General features: G+C 59.2%; 20 protein-coding genes. 11 read left to right on the forward strand and 9 right to left on the reverse strand.

All coding sequences use genetic code 11. The features are described 5' to 3' along the window. Positions 1–16 precede the first annotated feature (16 nt). Genes KUL77_RS05555 through KUL77_RS05570 form a run of 4 tightly spaced genes read left to right on the forward strand, consistent with a single transcriptional unit; the run spans position 17 to position 3240 of the window. On the forward strand, positions 17–1219 hold the full coding sequence (locus KUL77_RS05555) for a D-alanyl-D-alanine carboxypeptidase family protein (protein WP_297144309.1): 1203 nt from the start codon (positions 17–19) through the stop codon (positions 1217–1219). A 5-nt stretch (positions 1220–1224) separates the two neighbouring features. Further along, positions 1225–1497 (forward strand): DUF493 family protein, encoded by a 273-nt coding sequence (locus KUL77_RS05560; protein ID WP_297144354.1) that lies wholly within the window; start codon positions 1225–1227, stop codon positions 1495–1497. A 47-nt stretch (positions 1498–1544) separates the two neighbouring features. Further along, entirely contained in the window at positions 1545–2162 is a 618-nt protein-coding gene (lipB, locus tag KUL77_RS05565; RefSeq protein WP_297144356.1) for a lipoyl(octanoyl) transferase LipB, read from the forward strand. A 43-nt stretch (positions 2163–2205) separates the two neighbouring features. Further along, positions 2206–3240, forward strand: coding sequence for a hypothetical protein (locus KUL77_RS05570; protein ID WP_297144310.1), 1035 nt, complete (start codon positions 2206–2208; stop codon positions 3238–3240). Positions 3241–3259: 19 nt separating this feature from the next. Here KUL77_RS05570 and KUL77_RS05575 read toward each other — a convergent pair whose 3' ends face one another. Continuing rightward, the gene (locus tag KUL77_RS05575) at positions 3260–3802 is read right to left on the reverse strand and encodes a tRNA (cytidine(34)-2'-O)-methyltransferase (RefSeq protein WP_297144311.1); all 543 of its coding nucleotides are present in this window, start codon (positions 3800–3802) and stop codon (positions 3260–3262) included. Between the two features lie 182 nt (positions 3803–3984). Here KUL77_RS05575 and KUL77_RS05580 point away from each other — a divergent pair, with 182 nt between their 5' ends. The 4 genes from KUL77_RS05580 (at position 3985) to KUL77_RS05595 (ending at position 9369) form a co-directional block, all read left to right on the forward strand. Beyond that, positions 3985–4830: a Bro-N domain-containing protein gene (locus tag KUL77_RS05580; protein WP_297144312.1), complete on the forward strand. Its 846-nt coding sequence runs from the start codon at positions 3985–3987 to the stop codon at positions 4828–4830. A 152-nt stretch (positions 4831–4982) separates the two neighbouring features. Beyond that, positions 4983–7811 (forward strand): pitrilysin family protein, encoded by a 2829-nt coding sequence (locus KUL77_RS05585; RefSeq protein ID WP_297144313.1) that lies wholly within the window; start codon positions 4983–4985, stop codon positions 7809–7811. A 92-nt stretch (positions 7812–7903) separates the two neighbouring features. Further along, positions 7904–8218, forward strand: a complete 315-nt coding sequence (locus tag KUL77_RS05590) for a DUF4156 domain-containing protein (RefSeq protein ID WP_297144314.1) — start codon at positions 7904–7906, stop codon at positions 8216–8218. Positions 8219–8352: 134 nt separating this feature from the next. Further along, on the forward strand, positions 8353–9369 hold the full coding sequence (locus KUL77_RS05595; RefSeq protein WP_297144315.1) for a 3-oxoacyl-ACP synthase III: 1017 nt from the start codon (positions 8353–8355) through the stop codon (positions 9367–9369). Positions 9370–9378: 9 nt separating this feature from the next. On the opposite strand, the gene queG is transcribed toward KUL77_RS05595, so the two are convergent. Both queG and KUL77_RS05605 read right to left on the reverse strand, forming a co-directional pair. Continuing rightward, entirely contained in the window at positions 9379–10464 is a 1086-nt protein-coding gene (gene queG / locus KUL77_RS05600; RefSeq protein ID WP_343231536.1) for a tRNA epoxyqueuosine(34) reductase QueG, read from the reverse strand. A 32-nt stretch (positions 10465–10496) separates the two neighbouring features. Then, a complete protein-coding gene (locus KUL77_RS05605) occupies positions 10497–11903 on the reverse strand; it encodes a coniferyl aldehyde dehydrogenase (RefSeq protein ID WP_297144316.1) in 1407 nt (468 codons plus the stop codon). 45 nt (positions 11904–11948) lie between these two features. Here KUL77_RS05605 and KUL77_RS05610 point away from each other — a divergent pair, with 45 nt between their 5' ends. Continuing rightward, positions 11949–12485: a gamma carbonic anhydrase family protein gene (locus KUL77_RS05610; protein ID WP_297144317.1), complete on the forward strand. Its 537-nt coding sequence runs from the start codon at positions 11949–11951 to the stop codon at positions 12483–12485. Positions 12486–12488: 3 nt separating this feature from the next. Here the strand turns inward: KUL77_RS05610 and aroE are convergent, their stop codons facing one another. The 4 genes from aroE to KUL77_RS05630 form a co-directional block, all read right to left on the reverse strand. Next, positions 12489–13328, reverse strand: coding sequence for a shikimate dehydrogenase (aroE, locus tag KUL77_RS05615; protein WP_297144360.1), 840 nt, complete (start codon positions 13326–13328; stop codon positions 12489–12491). 12 nt (positions 13329–13340) lie between these two features. Beyond that, positions 13341–14330: a porphobilinogen synthase gene (gene hemB / locus KUL77_RS05620; RefSeq protein WP_297144318.1), complete on the reverse strand. Its 990-nt coding sequence runs from the start codon at positions 14328–14330 to the stop codon at positions 13341–13343. A gap of 30 nt (positions 14331–14360) precedes the next feature. Then, a complete protein-coding gene (locus tag KUL77_RS05625; protein ID WP_297144319.1) occupies positions 14361–14603 on the reverse strand; it encodes a hypothetical protein in 243 nt (80 codons plus the stop codon). 61 nt (positions 14604–14664) lie between these two features. Then, positions 14665–15657: a pteridine-dependent deoxygenase gene (locus KUL77_RS05630; protein WP_297144320.1), complete on the reverse strand. Its 993-nt coding sequence runs from the start codon at positions 15655–15657 to the stop codon at positions 14665–14667. Between the two features lie 79 nt (positions 15658–15736). Here KUL77_RS05630 and KUL77_RS05635 point away from each other — a divergent pair, with 79 nt between their 5' ends. Together KUL77_RS05635 and KUL77_RS05640 are read left to right on the forward strand one after the other, a co-directional pair. Beyond that, positions 15737–16420: a DUF3298 and DUF4163 domain-containing protein gene (locus KUL77_RS05635; protein WP_297144321.1), complete on the forward strand. Its 684-nt coding sequence runs from the start codon at positions 15737–15739 to the stop codon at positions 16418–16420. Between the two features lie 76 nt (positions 16421–16496). Next, a complete protein-coding gene (locus KUL77_RS05640; protein WP_297144322.1) occupies positions 16497–18815 on the forward strand; it encodes a S9 family peptidase in 2319 nt (772 codons plus the stop codon). 47 nt (positions 18816–18862) lie between these two features. Here KUL77_RS05640 and KUL77_RS05645 read toward each other — a convergent pair whose 3' ends face one another. Further along, on the reverse strand, positions 18863–19582 hold the full coding sequence (locus tag KUL77_RS05645) for a glutathione S-transferase N-terminal domain-containing protein (RefSeq protein ID WP_297144323.1): 720 nt from the start codon (positions 19580–19582) through the stop codon (positions 18863–18865). Positions 19583–19638: 56 nt separating this feature from the next. Beyond that, positions 19639–21102 carry an MFS transporter gene (locus KUL77_RS05650; RefSeq protein ID WP_297144324.1) on the reverse strand — a complete coding sequence of 488 codons (1464 nt, stop codon included), beginning with the start codon at positions 21100–21102 and terminating at the stop codon, positions 19639–19641. Between the last annotated feature and the right edge of the window lie 63 nt (positions 21103–21165).

The raw sequence follows: 21165 nt of genomic DNA on the forward strand, positions 1-21165 counted from the left end.
ATAAGGAGTTTGCTTGATGCGTTCTTTGCTTGGGGTTGCCGTTATTTCTGCTGGGCTTGTGGTGGCTGCCGCGGGTTCATTTGCCCAGACGCCTGCACCGGTCAAGCCAGTAGCACTTAGCGATAACCTACCGATCCCCGATGCACCTGCACCCAAGGTCAGCAAAGCGTGGTTGGTGATGGATTACGCCACCGGCCAAGTGCTGGCGGGTGAAAACGTGGATACACCGGTGGATCCGGCCAGCATCACCAAGGTAATGACGAGCTATGTCATTGCCGCAGAAATGGCCGCGGGCAAGGTGAAGGCCACCGACCCGGTGATGATGAGCGAAAACGCTTGGCGTACCGGCGGCGCTGGCACCGATGGCAGCTATAGCGGGTTTGAAGTCAATAAGACCGCGCCGCTAGAACAAATGGAAAAAGGCATGGTGGTGCAGTCGGGTAACGACGCCGCCATTGCACTGGCGGAGCACGTCGCAGGCAGCAGCGAGGCGTTCGCTCAGCTGATGAATGCCTATGCGAAAAAAATTGGGATGAAGAACTCCCACTTCGCCAACCCCACCGGCTTGACCGCCGAAGGCCATATGACCACCGCGCACGATCTTGCGCGGCTTGGCCAAGCGATGATCCGCGACTTCCCGGAAGCCTACGCCTACAACAAAATCAAAGAATTTACCGTTGGCCCCATCACCCAGCCCAACCGCAACCTGCTGCTGTGGCGCGACGCCTCGGTGGACGGCATCAAAACGGGGCATACCGCTGCGGCTGGGTATTGCCTGCTGGCTTCGGCCAAGCGTGGTGACCAGCGTCTCATCAGCGTGGTGATGGGCGATACCAGCGAAAACCAGCGTGCGGTCGATTCTCTCGCGCTGTTGAACTGGGGGTTCCGTTTCTACGACACGCATCGACTCTACGAAGCCGGTAAATCGCTGGCCACCGCCAAAGTGTGGAAGGGTGACGAAAACAGCGTGCAAGTAGGTGTGGCGCAGCCGCTGCTGGTGTCGCTGCCGCGCGGCAAATACGACCAACTCAAAGCCACCATGGATCTGCCGAAGTCCTTAACCGCACCGATTGCCAAGGGCCAGCGCATTGGTGTGGTGAAAGTCACCCTCGATGGCAAGCAAGTGGCGCAAGCACCGCTGGTGGCGGTGACGGCGGTGGAGGAGGGCGGCTTCTTCAAGCGCCTGTGGCATGAACTGCTGATGTGGTGGAACAATTGAACACGATCCATTCCGATAACCCGGATCACGGTTTCCAGTTTCCCGGCACCTTCGAGCTGTCGGCAATGGGATCGGCCGATCAGCATCTGGAAACCGACCTTCCGCAGCACCTGCTCGCGGAGGGCATTGACGTCGTGCATGAATCGGTGACGTGGCGGCATTCGTCCAGCGGCAAGTACGTATCCGTGCGGATTCAATTTCGCGCCAAATCACGGGAAGAATACGACCGCGCACACCAAGCCCTGCGCGACCACCCGGAAGTGAAGTGGACGCTGTAAAAACCGCGTGTTCCCTTGAAGACAAACCGCAGCAGCACCGTGAAGGTGTGCTGCGTGATCTTGGCCATGCGCCTTACACGCCGGTATGGCATGCCATGCAAGCGTTTACCGATGATCGCGATGAACACACGCTAGACGAGCTATGGCTGGTAGAGCACGCGCCGGTGTTCACCCTGGGCCAAGCGGGCAAACCCGAGCACGTGCTGATGCCGGGCGATATCCCGGTGGTCCATGTTGATCGCGGCGGGCAAGTGACCTACCACGGCCCCGGCCAACTGGTGGCCTATCCGCTGCTGGATTTGAAGCGGCTCAAAATCGGCGTGCGTGACTACGTCTGCAAAATTGAGCAGGCAGTCATCGATACTTTGGACGAATGGAATATCGGTGCGGCGCGTAAAGAGGGTGCGCCGGGGGTTTATGTCAATGGCGCGAAAATCGCCTCGCTAGGCATCCGCGTGCGGCGCGGCCGCTGCTTCCACGGCCTTGCCTTCAATATCACCAATGAATGCTTGCCGCCGTTTGCGCGGATCAACCCCTGCGGCTATGCCGGGCTGAAGGTGGTGGCGCTGGCCGATCTCGGTGGGCCAACCTCCATCGACGCGGTGAAGCCTGTACTGATCGAGCAATTAGAGCGCCAGCTGCAGCAGCATTTCCGGGTTTTTTAGCATTACGCGTATACCTAGCTGAGAACAAGGCTGGGGTGGCGTTATGTCAAAATGGATTCAGTGGCAACGTAGCGCGTGGCTGCTTTTGGGCGGTGTGCTGCTTGCTTCCTGCTCGGCAATTGGGCGCCAAGAGCCGAAAGTATTTGATGGTCAGTTTAGCGCTAGCGGAAAGCACTACGCCTACATCTACATGAGCGTGTTTGTGTTTTCATACCAGCGTACGGGTGGGCGAAGCGTCAGCAACGGGGTTGCTACCTACTATTTACAATTGATCGATACCCAAGCAGGGCAAAAACTGCTGGATAAGCCGATAAAACTGAAGTTCAGTGGGTGCCGTTACCCAAGAATCGGGGCAGTGAATGACACGCATGTGGCGCTGCTGTGTAGCAACGGAAAAGGGAAATCAACGCCTCCCATGCTGGTGTCGATGAGTGCAACGCCAGAGGTGCTCAGTAGCGAGCAGCTAAGTGAGCGCAACCCTGCGCTGGCAGGCGCGCTCAATGCTCAGAACTTTTATAGAAATGCGGCTAAGCCCGATGCGATGGTGTTTGAAGGCAGTGATGGGCGCAAATATCAGCTTGACCCAAACACCGGCGTTGCAACGTTTGTTACAGGAAAATTTGATGTAAAAAGCACAATTTCCATCCAACAAAAACAAGGCCGGTTGCCGGAAGGCTTGAGTGAGCAGGGCGATGGGCGGCGTTACATCACCCAAGGCTATGGCGATCAAGCGCCGCGCTCGCAGGATGATTTTCTCGACCCCGCGTTTCTAAAGGTGGTATGGGATGAACAAGACGATTCTCAGAGCGCCACACTGATCAAAGACGGTATTTTGGTGCTGGCCAAAACAAGTAAGGATAGCGGGCAGTACAAGCAGTTGTCGCTGGTAGATATAAAAACCCTGCGCACCCGTTGGACAATACCATTGCCGCAGCGGAAGGGTGATTGGGCTGGGCGTTTTGATGAAGAGCAGTTTGCCCTGCGCGATGGAAACCTACAGGTAGCCAATGCGTCGCAGCTGCTCGACATCAATCTGGATAACGGGAAAATTATTCGCGATATCAATTTGGTGGAGTGAGCTTTACGCAGGTGGTGCGCTAAGCGCCGCCCGCAAACCCCGCCTGCCGCCACGCCTCAAACACCATCACCGCCACGGTGTTGGAGAGGTTGATGCTGCGATTGTCTGGGCGCATCGGTAGACGCAGGCGCTGCTCTTCAGGGATGCGCGCAAACACCTCGGCGGGCAGGCCTGCGGTTTCGCTGCCAAATAAAAACGTATCGCCACTGCGGTAGACAGGGGTGTCGTAGCGCACGCGGCCGCGGGTGGAGAGCGCAAACACACGCGGCGCAGCGCCTTCGGTGGCGGTAATGGCGGCAAGCGCAGCGTCGAGGCTGTCGTGCACCTGCATCGCAGCGTATTCGTGGTAATCCAGCCCAGCGCGGCGGAGGTGTTTATCGTCAATCTCAAAACCCAGCGGCCGCACCAGATGCAGCTGCGCACCGGTATTGGCGCACAACCGGATTACATTGCCGGTGTTGGGGGGGATTTCAGGCTGATAAAGGATAACGTGGATGCTGAAGAGGGGGGCGGAAGTGTCCACAGGTGTGTCGTGTTCTAGCGTTGCAATAACGGTCGGCATATTCGAACACATCTACTCTTGCTGCAGCGAGTGTCATGATTCACTTGGACTTTGAATTGCGGAACAATGAGCCTAGTAAAATCCAAACAACGCGTCGCCGACCACTGGGAAATCTTCACCCCGGTCAAAACATTTCCCCCAATGACGGTGGCCGAGCTGACTACGATGGAAAGGAAAAGCCCATGACCGATACGAAGGGCAAAATCAAGCTTTTCGAATCGCAACAGGTCCGCGCCGAATGGGATGCGGACAAGGAAAAATGGTGGTTCGTCATCGTGGATGTGGTGGCTGTCCTGACGGACAGCGTGGATGCACCCGCCTACTGGCGCAAGCTGAAGCAACGCCTGAAGGCGGAAGGCAATGAAACCGTGACAAGTTGTCACGGTTTGAAGCTGCGCGCAGCAGACGGCAAGTTGCGGCAGACCGATGTCGCCGACACTGCGCAAATTCTGCGGCTGATCCAGTCCATCCCCAGCAAACGCGCCGAACCCTTCAAGTTGTGGCTGGCGCAGGTAGGCAGCGAGCGCCTGGACGAAACCGTGGATCCGGAGCAGTCCATCGACCGCGCCATCCAGAACTACCGGCGCTTGGGTTACAGCGAACATTGGATCAACCAGCGCATCAAGTCCATCGAAGTGCGCAAGGCACTGACCGACGAGTGGGACAAGTCCGGCGTTCAGAAGGGGCAGGAGTACGCCGCGTTGACTGACTTGATGAGCAAGACTTGGGCGGGCATGACCACCCGGCAGTACAAGCAGCACAAAGGGCTGAAGCAGGAAAACCTGCGCGACAACATGACCAACACCGAGCTGGTGTTGAACATGCTGGCCGAGGTGGCGGCCACCGACATTTCACTGGTGCGCAACCCGCAAGGTTTCGACGCCAGTGCCGAAGTTGCCAAGGAAGGCGCCAAAACCGCCAAAGCCGCCCGCCAGCAGTTGGAAAAAAGCACAGGAAAGCCCGTGGTGAGTCGCTTGAGCGCCAAACAACTGGGAACGCGCCAGCTCCCGGGAAGGAAAAAGTCATAAGCAGCGATTTCGGCCAAGCCGGCTTCCGCTTGCGCGGGAAAATATGAATAGGCGTGTCGGCACGGGGTGACAAATGCCCTAGTGCGTCACCCATTGATAGGGTCTATCATTGGCAGTTCACGTTTCGTTGTGTCAACTGACAAGGAGTTCTTATGACCGTTGCTCGTCCCGCCGCGCTCGCGCTGGCGCTTGCTACTGCACTGTCCATGGGCACGTTTGCCCCCACGGCGCAGGCGGCAAATGTGCCCAGCGTGGATATCCCGTATGAAACCTTCACCCTTCCCAATGGCCTGCGCGTGGTGGTGCACACCGACCGCAAAGCCCCCATCGTGGCGGTGAACGTGTGGTATCACGTGGGCAGCAAGGACGAACCGGCCGGGCGTACCGGCTTTGCGCATTTGTTCGAACACCTGATGTTCAACGGCAGCGAAAACGCGCCGGGTGAATTCTTCGCTCCGTTCAAGGAAATTGGCGCCACCAACCAGAACGGCACCACCAATTCCGACCGCACCAATTATTTCGAAAACGTGCCCACCACCGCGCTCGACACCGCGCTGTGGATGGAGTCCGACCGCATGGGCCACTTGCTCGGTGCGATCGACCAAAAGACGCTGGATGAGCAGCGCGGCGTGGTGCAAAACGAGAAGCGTCAAGGTGAAAACCAGCCCTACGGCCAGGTGTGGGATGAGCTGGGCAAGGTTATGTATCCGGCCGGTCACCCGTACCACCACAGCACCATCGGTTCGATGAACGACCTCAACGCCGCCTCGCTGGACGACGTGAAAACTTGGTTCAAGACCTGGTACGGCCCCAACAACGCGGTGCTGGTGCTGGCCGGTGATATTGATCTGGCCACGGCCAAAGAAAAGGTGGCGAAGTATTTCGGCGATATTCCGGCCAGCCCCACCATGGCGCAGCCGAAGGTGGACGTGGCCGCGCACACCAGCAATACCCGCAGCGAGATGACCGACACCGTGCCGCAGTCGCGTATTTATCGCCTGTGGAACGTGGCCGAATATGGCCAGCCGGATCTCGATCGCCTGCAGCTGTTCGCGCAGGTGCTGGGTGGCGGCAAGTCGTCGCGCCTCGATAAGCGCCTTGTGCATCAAGACAAGCTGGTGGACAACGTCAGCGTGGGCGTCAGTGGTTCGCAGCTCAGCAGCAATTTCATCATTACCGCTGCGATTAAGCAGGGCGTGGACGTGGCTAAGGTAGAAGCCGCGATTGATGAAGAACTCGCCAAATTGCTGAAAGACGGCCCCAGTACCGATGAACTGGCGCGCGCGAAGACCGGCATCAACGCCGGGTTTGTGCGTGGCGTGGAGCGCATTGGCGGCTTCGGCGGCAAAGCCGACGCACTGGCTGAGTGCGCGGTGTTCGTGGGCAACCCCGGTTGCTTCCGTGACAGTTTGAAGGTGTTGGCAGAGGCGACGGCAGATTCTGTACGCGCCACGGGCAATACTTGGCTGGGCGCTGGCAAGGGTAGCCACACCTTGGTGGTAAACCCGGGTGCGCGCGTGGCCTTGGCGGAAGATCCGTCGGTGAAGCCCGCACCGTTCACCCTGCCGAAGGCCGACGCCAAATACACCACCACCGCCAGCACGGTGGACCGCAAGACCGGCGTGCCGATGCCTACCTCGTTCCCGAACCTCGTCTTCCCCAACCAACAGCACGCGACGCTGAGCAATGGCACCAAGGTGGTGCTGGCCGAGCGTCACGATATTCCGGTGGTGCAGATGAGCTATGAATTCCGTGGCGGCGCCTCGGCCAGCAAGCCGGGTATGGCCAATTTCGCCATGAGCCTGCTCGATGAAGGTGCGGGCGACCTTGATGCATTGGCCTTTGCTGATAAGGCCGAATCGCTGGGCGCGCAGCTGGGTGCAGGGGCTAGCCAAGACAGCAGCAGCGTGTATTTGTCGGCACTGAAGCAAAACCTAGCGCCATCGGTGGCGCTGTATGCCGACATGCTGCGCAAGCCGCGTTTTGAGCAGGCCGATATTGAGCGCGTGCGCGGCCAGACCATCGCCGGCATTAAGCAGCAGAAGGCCAACCCGAATGCCGCGATTGGCCGCATCTTGCCGGGTCTGGTGTATGGCGCAAGCCACCCCTACGCCAACCCCAGCAATGGCACCGAGGCAACGGTAGCCAGCTTCACTCAAGCCGATATCAAGAACTGGCATGGCACTGCCCTGCGCCCACAGGACGCTACGTTGGTGGTTGTTGGTGACACCACACTGAAGGACATCCTGCCACTGCTGGAAAAGAACTTTGGCAGCTGGAAGGTGAACGCCAAGGCCGATACCGCGGCGGCCATTCCGCAGGTTGCGGCGCAGTCAAAAGCACGCGTGTTCTTGATGGATCAGCCGGGCGCCGTGCAGGCCACGATCGTGGCGTCCAAGCTACTGCCCTCCAGCAAGGACCCGAAGACTGTCGAATACGACATGGCCAATATGGTGATCGGTGGTGACTTCACCGCACGCCTCAATATGAACCTGCGTGAAGACAAGCACTGGTCGTATGGCGCCCGTACCGGTGCCGGTAGTGCGCTGGGGCAGCGCCTGTGGAACGCCTTTGCGCCGGTGCAGATCGACAAAACCGGCGAGTCGGCCGCAGAAGTGCAGCGCGAAATCAGCGACTACGCCAGCGGTAAGCGTCCGGCCAGCGCAGAAGAAGTGGCGGGCATGAAGAAAGTGCTCACCTTGACCCTGCCCGGAGCCTATGAAACCGCGTCGGCGGTGATGAACACCATCGCCAGCAACGTGCTGTATGGCCGTCCGGACAACTATGTGCTGGCCCGCAAGGCCGAGATCGAAGCGATGACCCCGGCGCAAGTCAATGCCGCGGCGAAGGCGCTGGATGCCTCCAACCTCACCTGGTTGGTGGTGGGGGATCTGTCCAAGACCGAAGCGCCGGTGCGTGCGTTGAACCTTGGGGAGGTCACCATCATCAATGCCGACGGCCAGCCGGTTGAGAAGAAGTAATTTGTCTTGATGTGGTGAATTCAGGCGCGCCGGGGCACAATCCGGCGCGCCTGAATTTTTTTAGAAACATACGTTTTGTTGGGAGAGAGTGCATGCGTTTACTGATTGCGTCCTGCGTGGCCGTCTTGGTGGTGGGGCTTCCGGCCTGCACCTTCGTCAAAATGGCGCCGGGTGCGAAGCAAGTCAAAGTCCTGGCGGCCGCGCCGACAAACTGCGAAAAACGCGGTGAAGTGGAAGTGTCGATTACCCATAAAGTGGGCTTTTACGAACGCAACGATGCGCGTGTACGCGATGAGCTGGAAACACTGGCACGCAATGAAGCCCCCGGCCTGAGCGCGAACCGCATCAGCCCAATGGGGGAGCCGAAAGAGGGCGCGCAGCGTTGGGCGATGTGGCGTTGCCAATAGTGGTTTGGGGCGTGAAAGAGGAGGCTAAAACCGGGATTTTGCCGCAAAAACGCCCATTCATCTGCGAATAACAGCGTAACGCGCTATCCTTAGCAGTTCCGGCACCCGTTTGGTGCCTGTCTGAGTACGCCCCCATGTTGTTCCAACGAGTTGCCATTGCCGGTCTTGCGCATATCGATGCGCCGCGTCGCCTGTCTTCGGAAGAAATCAATGCGCGCCTGCGGCCCACGTTGGAGCGTCTTGGCATCCGCGCGGACGTGCTTGGCGATATCGCGGGTGTACACGAGCGCCGCCTGTGGGACGACAACGTGCAGGCCTCCGACGCCGCAACACTTGCGGGTGTCAAGGCGCTGGCCGATGCGGGCATCGACCCGAACAAAGTGGGCCTGCTGGTAAATACCTCGGTGAGCCGCGACTATTTAGAGCCGTCCACCGCGTCGATCGTGTCGGGCAATCTCGGCCTGCCAGATACCTGCCAAAATTTTGATATTGCCAATGCCTGCCTTGCCTTTATCAACGGCATGGACATCGCTAGCCGCATGATCGAGCGTGGTGAGATTGAATACGCATTGGTGGTGGACGGTGAAACCGCCAATATGGCCTATGAAAAAACGCTGGAGCGCATGCTGCGCGACGACGTCACCGAAGACGACTTCCGCCGCGAAATGGCCACACTGACTCTGGGCTCGGGTGCCGCCGCGATGGTGTTGGCGCGCGCTGAACTGGCCCCCGGTGCACCGCGCTACAAGGGCGGTGTAACGCGGGCGGCCACCGAGTGGAATAAGCTCTGCCGTGGCAACCTCGACGGCATGATCACCGACACCCGCATGCTGCTGATCGAGGGCGTGAAACTTGCCAGCAAGACCTTTGAAGTGGCTAAGCAGAAGCTGGGTTGGGTCACCTCGGAGCTTGATGAGTTCGTGATCCACCAAGTCAGCAAAGTGCACACCGCTGCTTTCACCAAGGCCATGGGCATCGACCCGCGCAAGGTGATGACGATCTTTGGTGAGCACGGCAATATCGGCCCTGCGAGCGTGCCGATTGTGCTCTCCAAATTGCGCGAAATGGGCCGCTTGAAGAAGGGCAGCCGCGTGGCGCTGCTGGGTATCGGCTCGGGCCTGAACTGCTCGATGGCCGAGGTAGAGTGGTAACCGTTTAATTTAGCGGCGTTTGCCCTGCTGCTGCGCGAGTGCCCACTGCACATGTTCGCGCACGATGGCGGATGGGTCGTTGATGCGGGTGTTTAAGGCTTCGATGACGGCTGGGGAGTAGGCGGCATTGCCCAGCGCAATGGCGATATTCCGCAGCCAGCTTTCATAGCCCGCGCGACGCACCGACATGCCTTCGGTTTTACTCAGATAAGTCTCTTCGTCCCAAGCAAACAGATCGGCCAGTTGCGGGCCTTCTAGCCCGTTGCGCGGGGCGAAGTCGGCTTCCATGGTGATCTGCGCGTATTTATTCCACGGGCATACCAACTGGCAGTCGTCACAGCCGAAGATGCGGTTACCCATCAATGGGCGCAGCTCCAGATCAATGCTGCCTTTATGCTCGATAGTGAGATAGGCAATACAGCGGCGTGCGTCGAGTTTGTACGGGGCCACAATCGCGCCAGTGGGGCAGGCGGTGATGCAGCGCGTGCAGGTGCCGCAGTGGTCGCTGACGGGCGCGTCGATGGGCAGTGGTAGGTCGGTCAGAATCTCGCCGAGAAAAAAATACGAACCTGCGCCGCGCGACATGGTGAGCGTGTGTTTGCCGCGCCAGCCGAGCCCGGCCTTTTGCGCCAGCGGTTTTTCCATAATCGGTGCGGAGTCACAAAATGCGCGATAGCCAAATGGCCCGATCACAGATTGAATGTGGTCGGCAAATTTTTGCAGACGCTTGCGCATCACCTTGTGGTAATCACGGCCCAGCGCATAGCGCGAGATATAGCCTTTCTGGTCATCATGAATCACGTCCCACGCTTGTTTGATATTGGCTTGGGCGAAATTCATGCTCACGCAAATGGCGCGAATGGCGCCAGGGTGCAGGGTGTCTGGGTGGGTACGCATATGCGCGCGCTCTTCCAGCCACTGCATGCTGCCGTGATGACCCGCATCTAGATATTCATGCAGGCCCACTTCGGCCTCACTCAAATCGAGGTCGGTAATGCCGAGATCTTCAAACCCAAAATCACTGGCCCAGCGCTTGATGTCTGCGGCCAGCGCCGCGTAATCCAGAAGGGGCTGCTGCTCTTGCATACGGGCCATTTTACGTGGCCCGCGTGCAGGCAGTGAATTTATTAGCGAATAATGATGTCAAGCAACCATTTGGCCTTGCTGTACGGCGGTTTCAAAAAGTCACCGCCAGTGCGCTTGGCCTGCCAGAACACCGGCAGCAGTTTGCTGAGCGTGTCGAAGCCAATTTGGCTGTGATAGGCGCCCATGCCGCTGGCACCGACGCCGCCGAATGGCAGGTTGTTGATTGCGTTGTGAAACAGTGTGTCGTTGACGGACACGCCACCGGCGATGGTCTCGTGCAGAATTTTTTCAATCGTCGCGCTGTGATAGCTAAACGGATACAGCGCCAAAGGTCGATCATGGCTGTTGATATAGGCGATGGCTTCGTCCAATGATTGATACGACTTCACCGGCAGCAATGGGCCAAAAATTTCATCCTGCATGATCTTGGCATCGTCGCCGGGTTCAAGCACCACCGTGGGCGGTAGCAGGCGCTGCTGGGCATTGGTGCTACCCGCGAGCGTGACCACCTGCAGGCCGCGCTGCTGGGCATCGTCTAAATAACTTTGCAGGCGATCGAATTGCCCCTGGTTGACCACGCGGGTGTAATCGTCAAGGTTGGAGAAATCGTTGCCGTAACGGGCGTGTACTTCGCTGCGTAGTGCCTCAATAAACGCATCGCGTTTGCTCGCCGGTACCAGCACGTAATCGGGGGCGATGCAGGTCTGCCCGCAGTTGAACCATTTGCCAGTTGCAATACGCGCGGCGGCTTTTTCAACGGGGTAATCGTCGCAAATGAGCACCGGCGATTTTCCGCCCAACTCCAGCGTGACTGGGGTGAGGTTGGGAGCAGCGGCGGCCATGACCTTGCGGCCTACGGCGGTGGAGCCGGTAAAAATGAGATGGTCGAACGGCAGCGCGGAGAACGCCGCGCCGACTTCAGGGCCGCCAGTAGCCACCGCCACACGGTTTGTGGGGAAGACTTCGGCGAGTAGGTCGCGCAGGAACACACTGGTGCGCGGGGTGTGTTCCGATGGTTTCAGATACACGTGGTTACCCGCAGCAATGGCGGTAGCGAGTGGAATCAATGCGAGATTCACCGGGTAGTTCCACGGCGCAATAATCCCCACCACGCCCAGCGGCACTGGGCGGATCTGTGCGCGGCCGGGCATGAAGCGCCAGCCCACGCCCACGTTGCGGGGTTTCATCCAGCGCCGCAGGTGTTTGATGAGGTGGTCGATTTCGTTGAGGGTGGCCATGCCGTCGGCGATGCGGCTTTCGTCCAGCGAACGGTGGTCGAAGTCGGCGGCAATGGTGCGCGCCATTTCGTCCAAACGCCGTTTGAGCACGTCGCGTAAGCGTTGTAAGTCGCTGCGGCGCTGCGCGTAACTCGGCTTATTCGCCTGCCATGCGCTGCGCAGGCGGTCGAGGGTGGGACGAAGGTCGGCGGGTAAGGTATCGGCGGTCATGTCCATACGCCGCAGTGTAGTACGTCTGGCGGTAGAATCTAGTGCATGAATATTCGACCTTATCGCAACGTGCGCCCCACGCTGGGCCAACGCAACTATATCGATCCTCTGTCTGCCGTCATCGGCGATGTGGTGCTGGGGGATGATGTCTCGGTGTGGCCGCTCACGGTGATTCGCGGCGACGTCAATTTCATCCGTATTGGTGACCGCACCAATATCCAAGACGGCACTGTGATCCATGTCAGCCACGACGGCCCGCATGCCAAGCTGGGCGGGTTTGCCACGCGCATCGGCAGCGATGTCACCATTGGCCATAAGGCGATCATCCACGCCTGCACCATTGAAGACGCCGTGCTGATTGGCATGGGCGCGATCATCCTCGACGGCGCTGTGGTGAAGAAGCACGGCTTTGTGGGCGCGGGTGCGGTGGTTTCGCCGGGCAAGGTGGTGGGCGAAGGCGAGCTTTGGGTGGGTAACCCAGCGAAAAAGCTGCGCGATCTTTCGGCAGCGGAAATTGAGGGGCTGTATTACAGCGCCAAGCACTATGTGCGGCTGAAGGATGAATACCTCAGCGGCGCGTAGTGCTTAGTCGGCGGTAAACAGCGCGGCGGAGCGCGCGGCCAGCTCGGCGTACACCGCGTCGGTTTCAGGCCGCACGCCGTGCCACAGGCGGAAGCTTTCGGCGGCTTGTTCTACCAACATGCCAAGGCCGTCCACGGTTTTGTGGCAACGTGCGGCACGCGCCCACGCAAGGAAGCCGACAGCGGCTTCGCCATAGCTGAGGTCTACTGCATCGCTGCGCGGTGCGGCCAAGGCCATGGGCAGCTCCAGTAGTTGGCCGCTGCGGCTGGCGGAGGTGGCATTGATGAGTAGGTCGAAGCCACCCAAGGTAGGCAGCGAATCCCAGTTGCGTGCGTGCACGCGGCCCGGCTCACCCATGGCGTCCATCAGCGCGTCGGCGCGCGCGGGGGTGCGGTTCACCACGACCATTTCACGAATACCCGCATCTAGAAGCGCGGGGGCGACGCCGCGTGCAGCACCACCCGCACCCAGCAGCAACACGCGGCGCTGGCGCAGGTCGAGGCCATGGCGCTCGGTGAGGTCGCGGACCAGGCCAAGACCATCGGTATTGTCGCCGCGCCAGTTATCGCCATCGCGGATTAAGGTGTTGACGGCACCGGCGCGTTGCGCGCGCGCGCTGAGGCTGTTGCCGCACAGGGCGAAGGCGTTTTCCTTCAGGGGCAGGGTGACGTTCGCGCCGTCCACACCGCTTTCGGCAAGCAGGCTTGGAAAGCTGTCTGGGTCAGCTTCGATGGCCGTGTACTTCATCGCGATGCCTGTTTGTTTGGCAAACGCGGTGTGGATATGGGGGGACTGCGAATGCGAGATTGGGCTTCCAAAAACGGCGTAGTGCTTCATGCGCAGTCCCTCCAAAATTTAGGCTTTCAACCATCTTGCCGCATCGAGTGCGAAATAGGTGAGAACGCCGTCGGCCCCGGCACGCTTGAACGCGGTCAGTGCTTCCATCGCCACCATTTTTTCGTCGATCCAGCCATTGGCGGCGGCGGCCTTGATCATCGCGTACTCGCCACTGACCTGATAGGCATAGGTGGGCCGCTTGAAGTGCTGCTTGACCCGGTACAGCACGTCTAGGTACGGCAGGCCGGGCTTGACCATCACCATGTCGGCGCCTTCGGCTAGGTCCAGCGCGACCTCGTGCAGGGCTTCATCGGAATTGGCCGGGTCCATTTGGTAGGTGTATTTATTACCCTTGCCAAGATTGCCCGCGCTGCCCACCGCGCTGCGGAACGGGCCGTAGAAGCTGCTGGCGTATTTGGCGCTGTAGGCCATGATCTTGGTATGGATAAAGCCGTTGGCTTCCAGCGCATTGCGGATCATGCCAATGCGGCCATCCATCATGTCGGAAGGCGAGAGCACGTCCACGCCTGCGGCGGCATGCGCCAGTGATTGTTTGATCAGCGCCTCGATGGTCTCGTCATTGAGAATGTAGCCGGTGTCGTCGATCAGCCCGTCTTGGCCGTGGGTGGTGTACGGGTCCAGTGCTTGGTCGCTCATCACACCCAGTTCTGGGAAGCGCGACTTCAGCGCGCGAATGGCGCGCGGGATGATGCCGTCCTCGTCCCAGGCGATGCGGCCATCGGCGGTCTTAGCGGCGGGATCGGGCACGCCGAATAGGTCGAGCACCGGCACGCCCAGCTCCAGCGCCTGTTCGCCCACCTTCAACAGTTCGTCGATGGAAAGCCGCTCCACGCCTGGCATTGAGCCGACCGGTGCGCGGCCTTGTTCTTCGTGCACGAAGACCGGATAGATCAGGTCGTTGGCGGTGAATACATGCTCGCGCATCATCCGGCGCGAGAACTCATCGCGGCGCATACGCCGCGGGCGAACGGGGATTTGGTAGCTCATGCGGGCATTTTACGCCCGTGCGCGTGATTTTTAGAGGATGCCGCCGCCCAGCAAGAGGCGAATAGTGCCGATGCCGATGGCAAAGCCGTTGAGAATCAAGCCAATGATGCCGGTGATGCGGCCTTTATTGGTGGCAATCGCAATGATCGAGAGGATCAGCCCCACAACCGCAAACGGGATCATGAACCAGTTGCCCCAGCCCAGCAGGGGAATGAGGGCGACGATCATCCACAGCAGGGCCAAGATGCCCCAAATCAGGCTAACAATTCCCATAGTGCGCAGCGTCCTTAGCGGGTGAAGTTGCACATTGCCTTGTGGCGAGAGGGGATGCAAGTCAGACGTGGCAGCCGTCGATTTCTACCAGCAGCTCGCGGCGGCAGACATGGCCATGTAACACAATGCGCGGCACACCCGGCAGGCGCTGCGCAAGTAGTGCGTCTACCTGCGGCATGGCGGCAGCGTCGCGCACATACACCTTGAGGGGCGTGCGTTGGCCGAGTGCGGGCGAGAGCGCGGGGCGCTGCGTGCGCGCGCTACTGATGAGCGTTTGCAGGTTGGTGAGCACTTCATCGAGTTGGGCTTCGAGCTGGTGATCGTGCTGCGATGCATGGCCCACTACTGCGGCGGTGCCGGAGAGCAGCAGCGGCATATTGCTGGAGGCGGGGAGTAGTGCACGCGCAAACCCCGGCGCCTGCGGGCCGTATTGGCGCGGGTAGCGCCACGCCTGCACTTGGCGCGGGTTTTCTAGCGGTGTCCCCGGAGTAGTGGCGGCGAGCCAATACAGCTGAAAGCGGCCGCTGCGTTGGGCGTGGCCGATGGCGGTGGCGGCCGGCAGTTCGTGGGGGTGCTGAGCGCGGCCAATGCCACGTGCGCGGCCCACACAAAAGCGCCGATAGCGTTCGGCATCACCCTCACCTTCGGTGATCGCGTCGAGGTAGTTCCAAATGCGCAGCGGGCGCGCATAGAGGCTTTCTGATAGCCACGCTTCAAACCGTGCGTACGCCTCAGCTGCAACGGTTTCAATATCGCCTGTATCGGCAAGTTCCAAGGCGCAGAACTGCAGCCCGCTACCGTGACTGAAGGCGATGCCATCGCGCTGGCCATGCTGCACATGATCGTTGACCCGCCAAACTTCGAGTGGCGCGGCCGTGAGTGGGGTAAGTGTAACTTGCACGTGCCGCGTATCATCGACCCGCGCCGCTTCGTGGCCGAAGCTAAATGCGGCCAGTAGTTGGGGGTCTTGCAGCACGTCCGCAAGTGGCGCGTCGCGGTAGTCGATGCACAGTGCGGAAAGCGCGGCGGTGGGGGTGGAAGCGGGCGCAAACATTGGCCTAATCATACCAAGACGTCCGGGAATTAGCCCCGCTTGCGTACACTTCTAACAGGATGAGGCCAAGGAATCTGCAATGAACTGGATGCTGTGTGGCGTGTTGTTATGGGTATCGGGGAGCGTGTTTGCCACCGAGCTACCCGTACAGACAAAGACAATTACCGAAAAGTCAGCCAGTGTGACGATTGATGTGGGCTATCCACAAACTCAGCAGCCCACGATTGATGCGGCACTTGCCGCCTGGGTCAAGCAGCAAGTCGATTCTTTCAAAGACGGCAGTGGCGACCCCGATGAGGCCAGGTGGTCGCTGGATATCGAGTACAACATCGCGCGAAACGATCGGCAGATGTTCTCGGTACTGTTCACTGTGGGCGAATACACCGGCGGCGCGCACGGCAATATCGGGTTTAAGACGTTTAATTTTCTATTGCCGAACGGGCAGCCGCTCGACATTGAGCAAGTCATTGATGGGCGCAAAGGATTGGAGCGCTTGAGCGCATTGACCGTTGCTGAGCTCAAGCAAAGATTGCTGGCCGATGGCGGGAGTGATACGAAATGGATCGAAACCGGCGCGGGGCCAGAATGGAGCAACTTCGATGCGTTTATTCTGCTTTCCGATACGTTGCTGATTCAGTTTGCCCCCTACCAAGTAGCGTCTTATGCCGATGGCCCGCAGGACGTGGAAATTCCGCTAACTGCACTGAAAGGGGCGCTGCGCTCCAATCTCGGTGCGTGGGCGCAGCAGCTAGACGTTAACTAACGGCACGGGCATAACACCGCGTGGCGCGTTACGATCGGCAGATTGTGCGCAGGGCACGAGGACGAATGAGGATGCAATGGCAAGGAATACGAATGCAGCCTGGCTGCTGGGGGCGTTGCTGGTGAGTGGCGGTGCGATGGCGCAGGGGGTGACGACGGCTGATTACGCGCGCGCGGCGTCGATGCTGGCCGACCGCACCATGCCGCTGGTGGACCATTCGGTAAGCGGCGCACAGTGGCTGCGCGACGGCAGTTTGGTGTATCGCGAAAGCACCGCGGGTAAAACCCAAGTGTTGCGCTTTGATCCCGCCACGGGCAAAACGCGACCAGCCTTCAAAACGCAGGCGCTGGCGGATGCAATGAACCTTGCCGCTGGCGGCAAGGGCAAGCCGGTGCAGGCCGATAAGCTGCCGCCGCTGCAGGTCTCGCAAAATGCAGATGGCAGCCTTCTGTTGACCAGTTTTTTCGGCGGCAATGCGTTCCGCTGCACCGATAGTGGCTGTGGCGCCGTCACCCATGCCAAGAGTGGCCCAGAGCCCGGTGCGGCCTCGCCCGATGGCAAGCAAGAAGCCTTCGTGCGCGACTGGAATCTATGGCTGCGCGATGTGGCGAGTGGCAAAGAAACCCAGCTTACCTTCGACGGTAAAACCGACTACGGCTACGCCACCGATAACGCCGGTTGGAAGCACACCGACAACGCGATTGTGCTGTGGTCGCCGGATGGTAAAAAAATCGCCACGTTTCAGCAGGACCAGCGCAAGACCAGCACCATGACAATGGTCGGTACCAATGTGGGCGCACCCAAGGTTGAACAGTGGAAATACCCGTTTGCGGGCGATAAAGACGTGACCGTGATCGAGCGTGTCATTGTGGATCTTTCCGGCAGCAAGCCGCAGTTGATTCGCCTGCAGATGCCCGCCGACCAACACCGTTCCACCTGCAGCGATGACATCGTCTGCAGCAAGGGTTGGGAAGACGTGCAATGGGCGAAAGACGGTAAAACACTGGCCTTTGTCAGCACCGATCGCGGCCACAAATCAGCCACGTTACGCATCGCCGATGCCACTACCGGAAAGGTGCGCGATGTGTTCACTGAAACCGTGGCCACGCAGTACCAAAGCGCGCCAACGCTGAGCTCGGTGCTGTGGCGCTATCTGCCCGAGAGCAAGGAGTTCCTGTGGTTTAGCCAGAAGAGCAACTGGGGCCATTTGTACTTGCATGATCTCACCACCGGAAAGGAAAAGCGTCAGATCACCCATGGTGATTGGAACGTCACCAAGCTGGAGCGTATGGACCTTGCTGGCCGCACGCTGTGGATCAGTGGTGTGGGGCGTGAAACCGGGCGCGATCCGTATTTTGCGCATTTCTACAAAGTGGGCATGGATGGCGGCGACGTGCAGCTATTGACGCCGGAAAACGCCAACCATGCGGTCTCTGTGTCTGAAGACGGCAAGTATTTCGTCGATACCTATTCCACAATTGCTACCGCACCAGTAACCGTAGTGCGCAGCGCGGAGGGTAAAGAGGTAGCGGCGGTTGCGAAGGCCGACTTGTCGCGCCTAAAAGCCGCAGGCTGGGTGGCGCCAGAGTCGTTCACGGTGAAGGGGCGCGACGGCCAGACCGATATCTACGGTCAGATGTTCAAGCCGTCCAACTTCGACGCCAAGAAGAAGTACCCGATCATCACCTATATCTATCCCGGCCCGCAGGTGGGCTCGGTGCGCAGCCGCAGTTTCACCCCAGCGCACGGCGACCATCAAGCCTTGGCTGAGTTGGGGTTCATCGTGATTGCGGTGGATGGTATGGGTACGCCGCTGCGCAGCAAGGCGTTTCAAGACGCCTATTACGGCAATATGACCGATAACACCCTGCCAGACCAAGTGGCCGCGCTGAAAGAACTGGGCGCGCGCTACGCATGGATTGATACCACGCGTGCAGGCATGTGGGGCCATTCTGGCGGCGGTAATGCCACCGCGACGGCGATGTTCCGCTACCCTGAAATTTATAAGGTGGGCATTGCCGAATCGGGCAATCACGACAACCTCACCTATGAAGACGATTGGGGCGAGCGCTATCACGGCTTGCTTGAAGATAAGGGCGACGGCAAGACCAATTACACCGGGCAAGATAACGCTTCGATCGCCAAAAACCTGAAAGGCAAGCTGTATCTAATTCACGGTTTGATGGACGATAACGTGCCGGTGCAATCCACCTTGCAGGTAGTGGCTGCCCTGATGAAGGCCAATAAAGACTTTGATCTGCTGCTACTGCCGCACGCGCATCATGGTTTTGGTATTGACAGTAATTACGTTATGCGTCGGCGCTGGGATTATTTCGTGAAGAATCTCTTGGGCGCCGAACCGCCGAAAGAGTTTGAGATCAAGCCGCAGTTTTAAGTAAGGTACCCCTCCTTCCTACAGTATGAGGAAGGAGGGGTTTTGCATTAGCGCGGGCCTTGCCCAAACAGCACCTTCTTTTGTTCATCGGTCATGGGTTTGCCTGCGTCAGGGTTTACCTTGGCTGCAAGTGCATAAGCGCGCTGGGTGGCGGGGCGCGCGGCAATCGCATCGCGCCAGCGGCAGATGTGGGTAAACGGGCTAAGGTCTAGCGGCGCGGAAGTGTACGAGCCTACCCACGGGTAGCAGGCCATATCGGCGATGCTGTAATTCTTGCCGGTGATAAATTCACGTCCCTCTAGGCGACGATCTAGCACGCCCAGCAGGCGCAGCGTTTCGTTGCGGTAGCGTTCGCGTGCATACGGAATCACTTCCGGGGCGTACACGTGGAAGTGGCCGTACTGCCCGGTCATTGGGCCAAGCCCTGCCATCTGCCAGAACAGCCATTCATCGGTTTCAATCGCTTGGCGTAATTCGGTGCGGGCGTCGGCGTCTTCGTCAACGCCGGTAAAGCGCCCAGTTTTATCAGAGAGGTAGCGCAAGATCGCGCCGGATTCAAACACAGAAATTGGCGCGCCACCGTCGGCCGGGTTGGCATCCACAATGGCGGGCATTTTGTTGTTGGGCGAGACTTTTAGAAAGTCAGGCGCAAACTGTTCACCCTTACCGATATTCACCGGCCTGACGGTATAAGGCAGGCCGGTTTCTTCCAGAAACAGCGTGATCTTGTGGCCGTTAGGTGTGGGCCAGTAGTACAGGTCGATCATACGTGCAGCCTCGCTGGCGAAAGCTGCACTCTAGCGCGGTGTGGCGTAGTGCGGCGTCAATGGCCGCCCTGCGCGGTGAGCTGGTCGAGATCGATCCCCTGCTTCTTCAAAATATGCGGCGCGCGTGCGGCGTAGAACGCCAAATAGGCAAAACACAGTACGCCTACGATATAGCTGGCGTGGATGCCCACCTGATCGGCCAATGCGCCCTGCGCCCAGCTCACCAAGCCGCCACCCATGATCATCATAATCAGCAGGCTGCTGCCTTGGTTGGTGTTACGGCCAAGACCGGTGATCGCCAGTGCAAAAATGCAGGGCCACATGGTGCTGCAGAACAAGCCCACACTAATGAAAGCGGTGACGCTGGTGATGCCGGAAGTGCTCATGCCCACACCCAGTGCGGCGATACCGCACAGCGCAAAATACAGCAGCATGCGCGCGGGGTTGCCGCGGCTGGCAAAGGTGGCCACCAGCATCAGCACGATCACCAGCGCGTAGCCGTAGAACTGCGCGACTTCATGCTGCGCAATGGCGTTCACCGCAAGAAACACGCCGAAGGCAATGTAGGGAAGAATGATCGTCAACATGCGCTTTGCGCTGCTGCCCACGCTAAATGCGCCCGCCGCGCCAGCCCAGCGGCCAATCATCAGGCTGGCCCAGTACAGTGAGATATACGGCGCGATCTGCGCCGTGGAAAGCCCCATGCCGCCTTGGTCCACAGGAAGTTCAAGATAGGCGGGCAGGTTGGACACCGTCGTTACCTCCACACCCACATAGACAAAGATCGCCAGCATTCCAAGCACGAGCTGCGGGTAAGCAAACGCCGAAGCCTTGTGCACCAGTTTGCCGCTGTCTTGCGCCTCGTCGCTGGCCACCGCTTCAAGATCAATCTTGTTGGGGACGGATGAGAATTTGAAAAACAGCGCCACCAGAATGAAAGCGGCACCGAGCACGAGATAAGGTGTTTTCACGCTTTCAATGCTGGCGGTGGTGCTACCAGCGGCAACGCTGCCGAAAATGGCGATACTGACCAACAGCGGGCCAACGGTCGTTCCTAGGTTATTGATCCCCCCCGCCATCGTTAGCCGCTGTGCGCCCGTTGCGGGGTTGCCCATGACGATGGCAAGCGGGTTGGCGGCGATTTGCTGCAGCGAAAACCCCAGCCCCACAATGAACAGACCCGAGAGCATCAGGGTGAACGAACTGTTATTGGCTGCGGGGATAAACAGCAGCGTACCCAGTGCAGAGATCAACAGACCCAAGCTAATGCCATTTTTGTAGCCGATCTTATTCAGTACATCGCTGCCTATGGCCTTGGAGACACCGAAGTAGATCAGCGAGCCCACGGTATAGGCGACATAAAACGCCACGGCCACCAGCTGACTTTGCGACTGGCTTAGGTTAAAGGCCTTTTTGAAGACGGGGATCAAAATATCGTTGCTAGCCGCAACAAATCCCCAGAAAAAAAACACCGTGATGAGAACGCTAAACTGCGACCAGCGTGTCTGCGGGTGGGTCATGTAGAGGCCTGCTAAAAGGGGTGAACAAACACCGCTACAGGCCAATATCCCCTTCACCTGAGC

Origin of the sequence: Thermomonas sp. (assembly GCF_019104945.1) — a bacterium.
Taxonomy (GTDB): Bacteria; Pseudomonadota; Gammaproteobacteria; order Xanthomonadales; family Xanthomonadaceae; genus Thermomonas.

Coding starts and splice junctions, on each gene's coding strand:
- KUL77_RS05650 (WP_297144324.1), bottom strand. CDS start 21,102: ATGACCCACCCGCAGACACGCTGGTCGCAGTTTAGCGTTCTCATCACG.
- KUL77_RS05640 (WP_297144322.1), top strand. CDS start 16,497: ATGGCAAGGAATACGAATGCAGCCTGGCTGCTGGGGGCGTTGCTGGTG.
- KUL77_RS05610 (WP_297144317.1), top strand. CDS start 11,949: ATGAATATTCGACCTTATCGCAACGTGCGCCCCACGCTGGGCCAACGC.
- KUL77_RS05630 (WP_297144320.1), bottom strand. CDS start 15,657: ATGTTTGCGCCCGCTTCCACCCCCACCGCCGCGCTTTCCGCACTGTGC.
- KUL77_RS05570 (WP_297144310.1), top strand. CDS start 2,206: ATGTCAAAATGGATTCAGTGGCAACGTAGCGCGTGGCTGCTTTTGGGC.
- KUL77_RS05585 (WP_297144313.1), top strand. CDS start 4,983: ATGACCGTTGCTCGTCCCGCCGCGCTCGCGCTGGCGCTTGCTACTGCA.
- KUL77_RS05590 (WP_297144314.1), top strand. CDS start 7,904: ATGCGTTTACTGATTGCGTCCTGCGTGGCCGTCTTGGTGGTGGGGCTT.
- KUL77_RS05580 (WP_297144312.1), top strand. CDS start 3,985: ATGACCGATACGAAGGGCAAAATCAAGCTTTTCGAATCGCAACAGGTC.
- KUL77_RS05635 (WP_297144321.1), top strand. CDS start 15,737: ATGAACTGGATGCTGTGTGGCGTGTTGTTATGGGTATCGGGGAGCGTG.
- queG (WP_343231536.1), bottom strand. CDS start 10,464: ATGGCCCGTATGCAAGAGCAGCAGCCCCTTCTGGATTACGCGGCGCTG.
- KUL77_RS05645 (WP_297144323.1), bottom strand. CDS start 19,582: ATGATCGACCTGTACTACTGGCCCACACCTAACGGCCACAAGATCACG.
- KUL77_RS05605 (WP_297144316.1), bottom strand. CDS start 11,903: ATGACCGCCGATACCTTACCCGCCGACCTTCGTCCCACCCTCGACCGC.
- KUL77_RS05625 (WP_297144319.1), bottom strand. CDS start 14,603: ATGGGAATTGTTAGCCTGATTTGGGGCATCTTGGCCCTGCTGTGGATG.
- KUL77_RS05575 (WP_297144311.1), bottom strand. CDS start 3,802: ATGCCGACCGTTATTGCAACGCTAGAACACGACACACCTGTGGACACT.
- KUL77_RS05555 (WP_297144309.1), top strand. CDS start 17: ATGCGTTCTTTGCTTGGGGTTGCCGTTATTTCTGCTGGGCTTGTGGTG.
- KUL77_RS05595 (WP_297144315.1), top strand. CDS start 8,353: ATGTTGTTCCAACGAGTTGCCATTGCCGGTCTTGCGCATATCGATGCG.
- hemB (WP_297144318.1), bottom strand. CDS start 14,330: ATGAGCTACCAAATCCCCGTTCGCCCGCGGCGTATGCGCCGCGATGAG.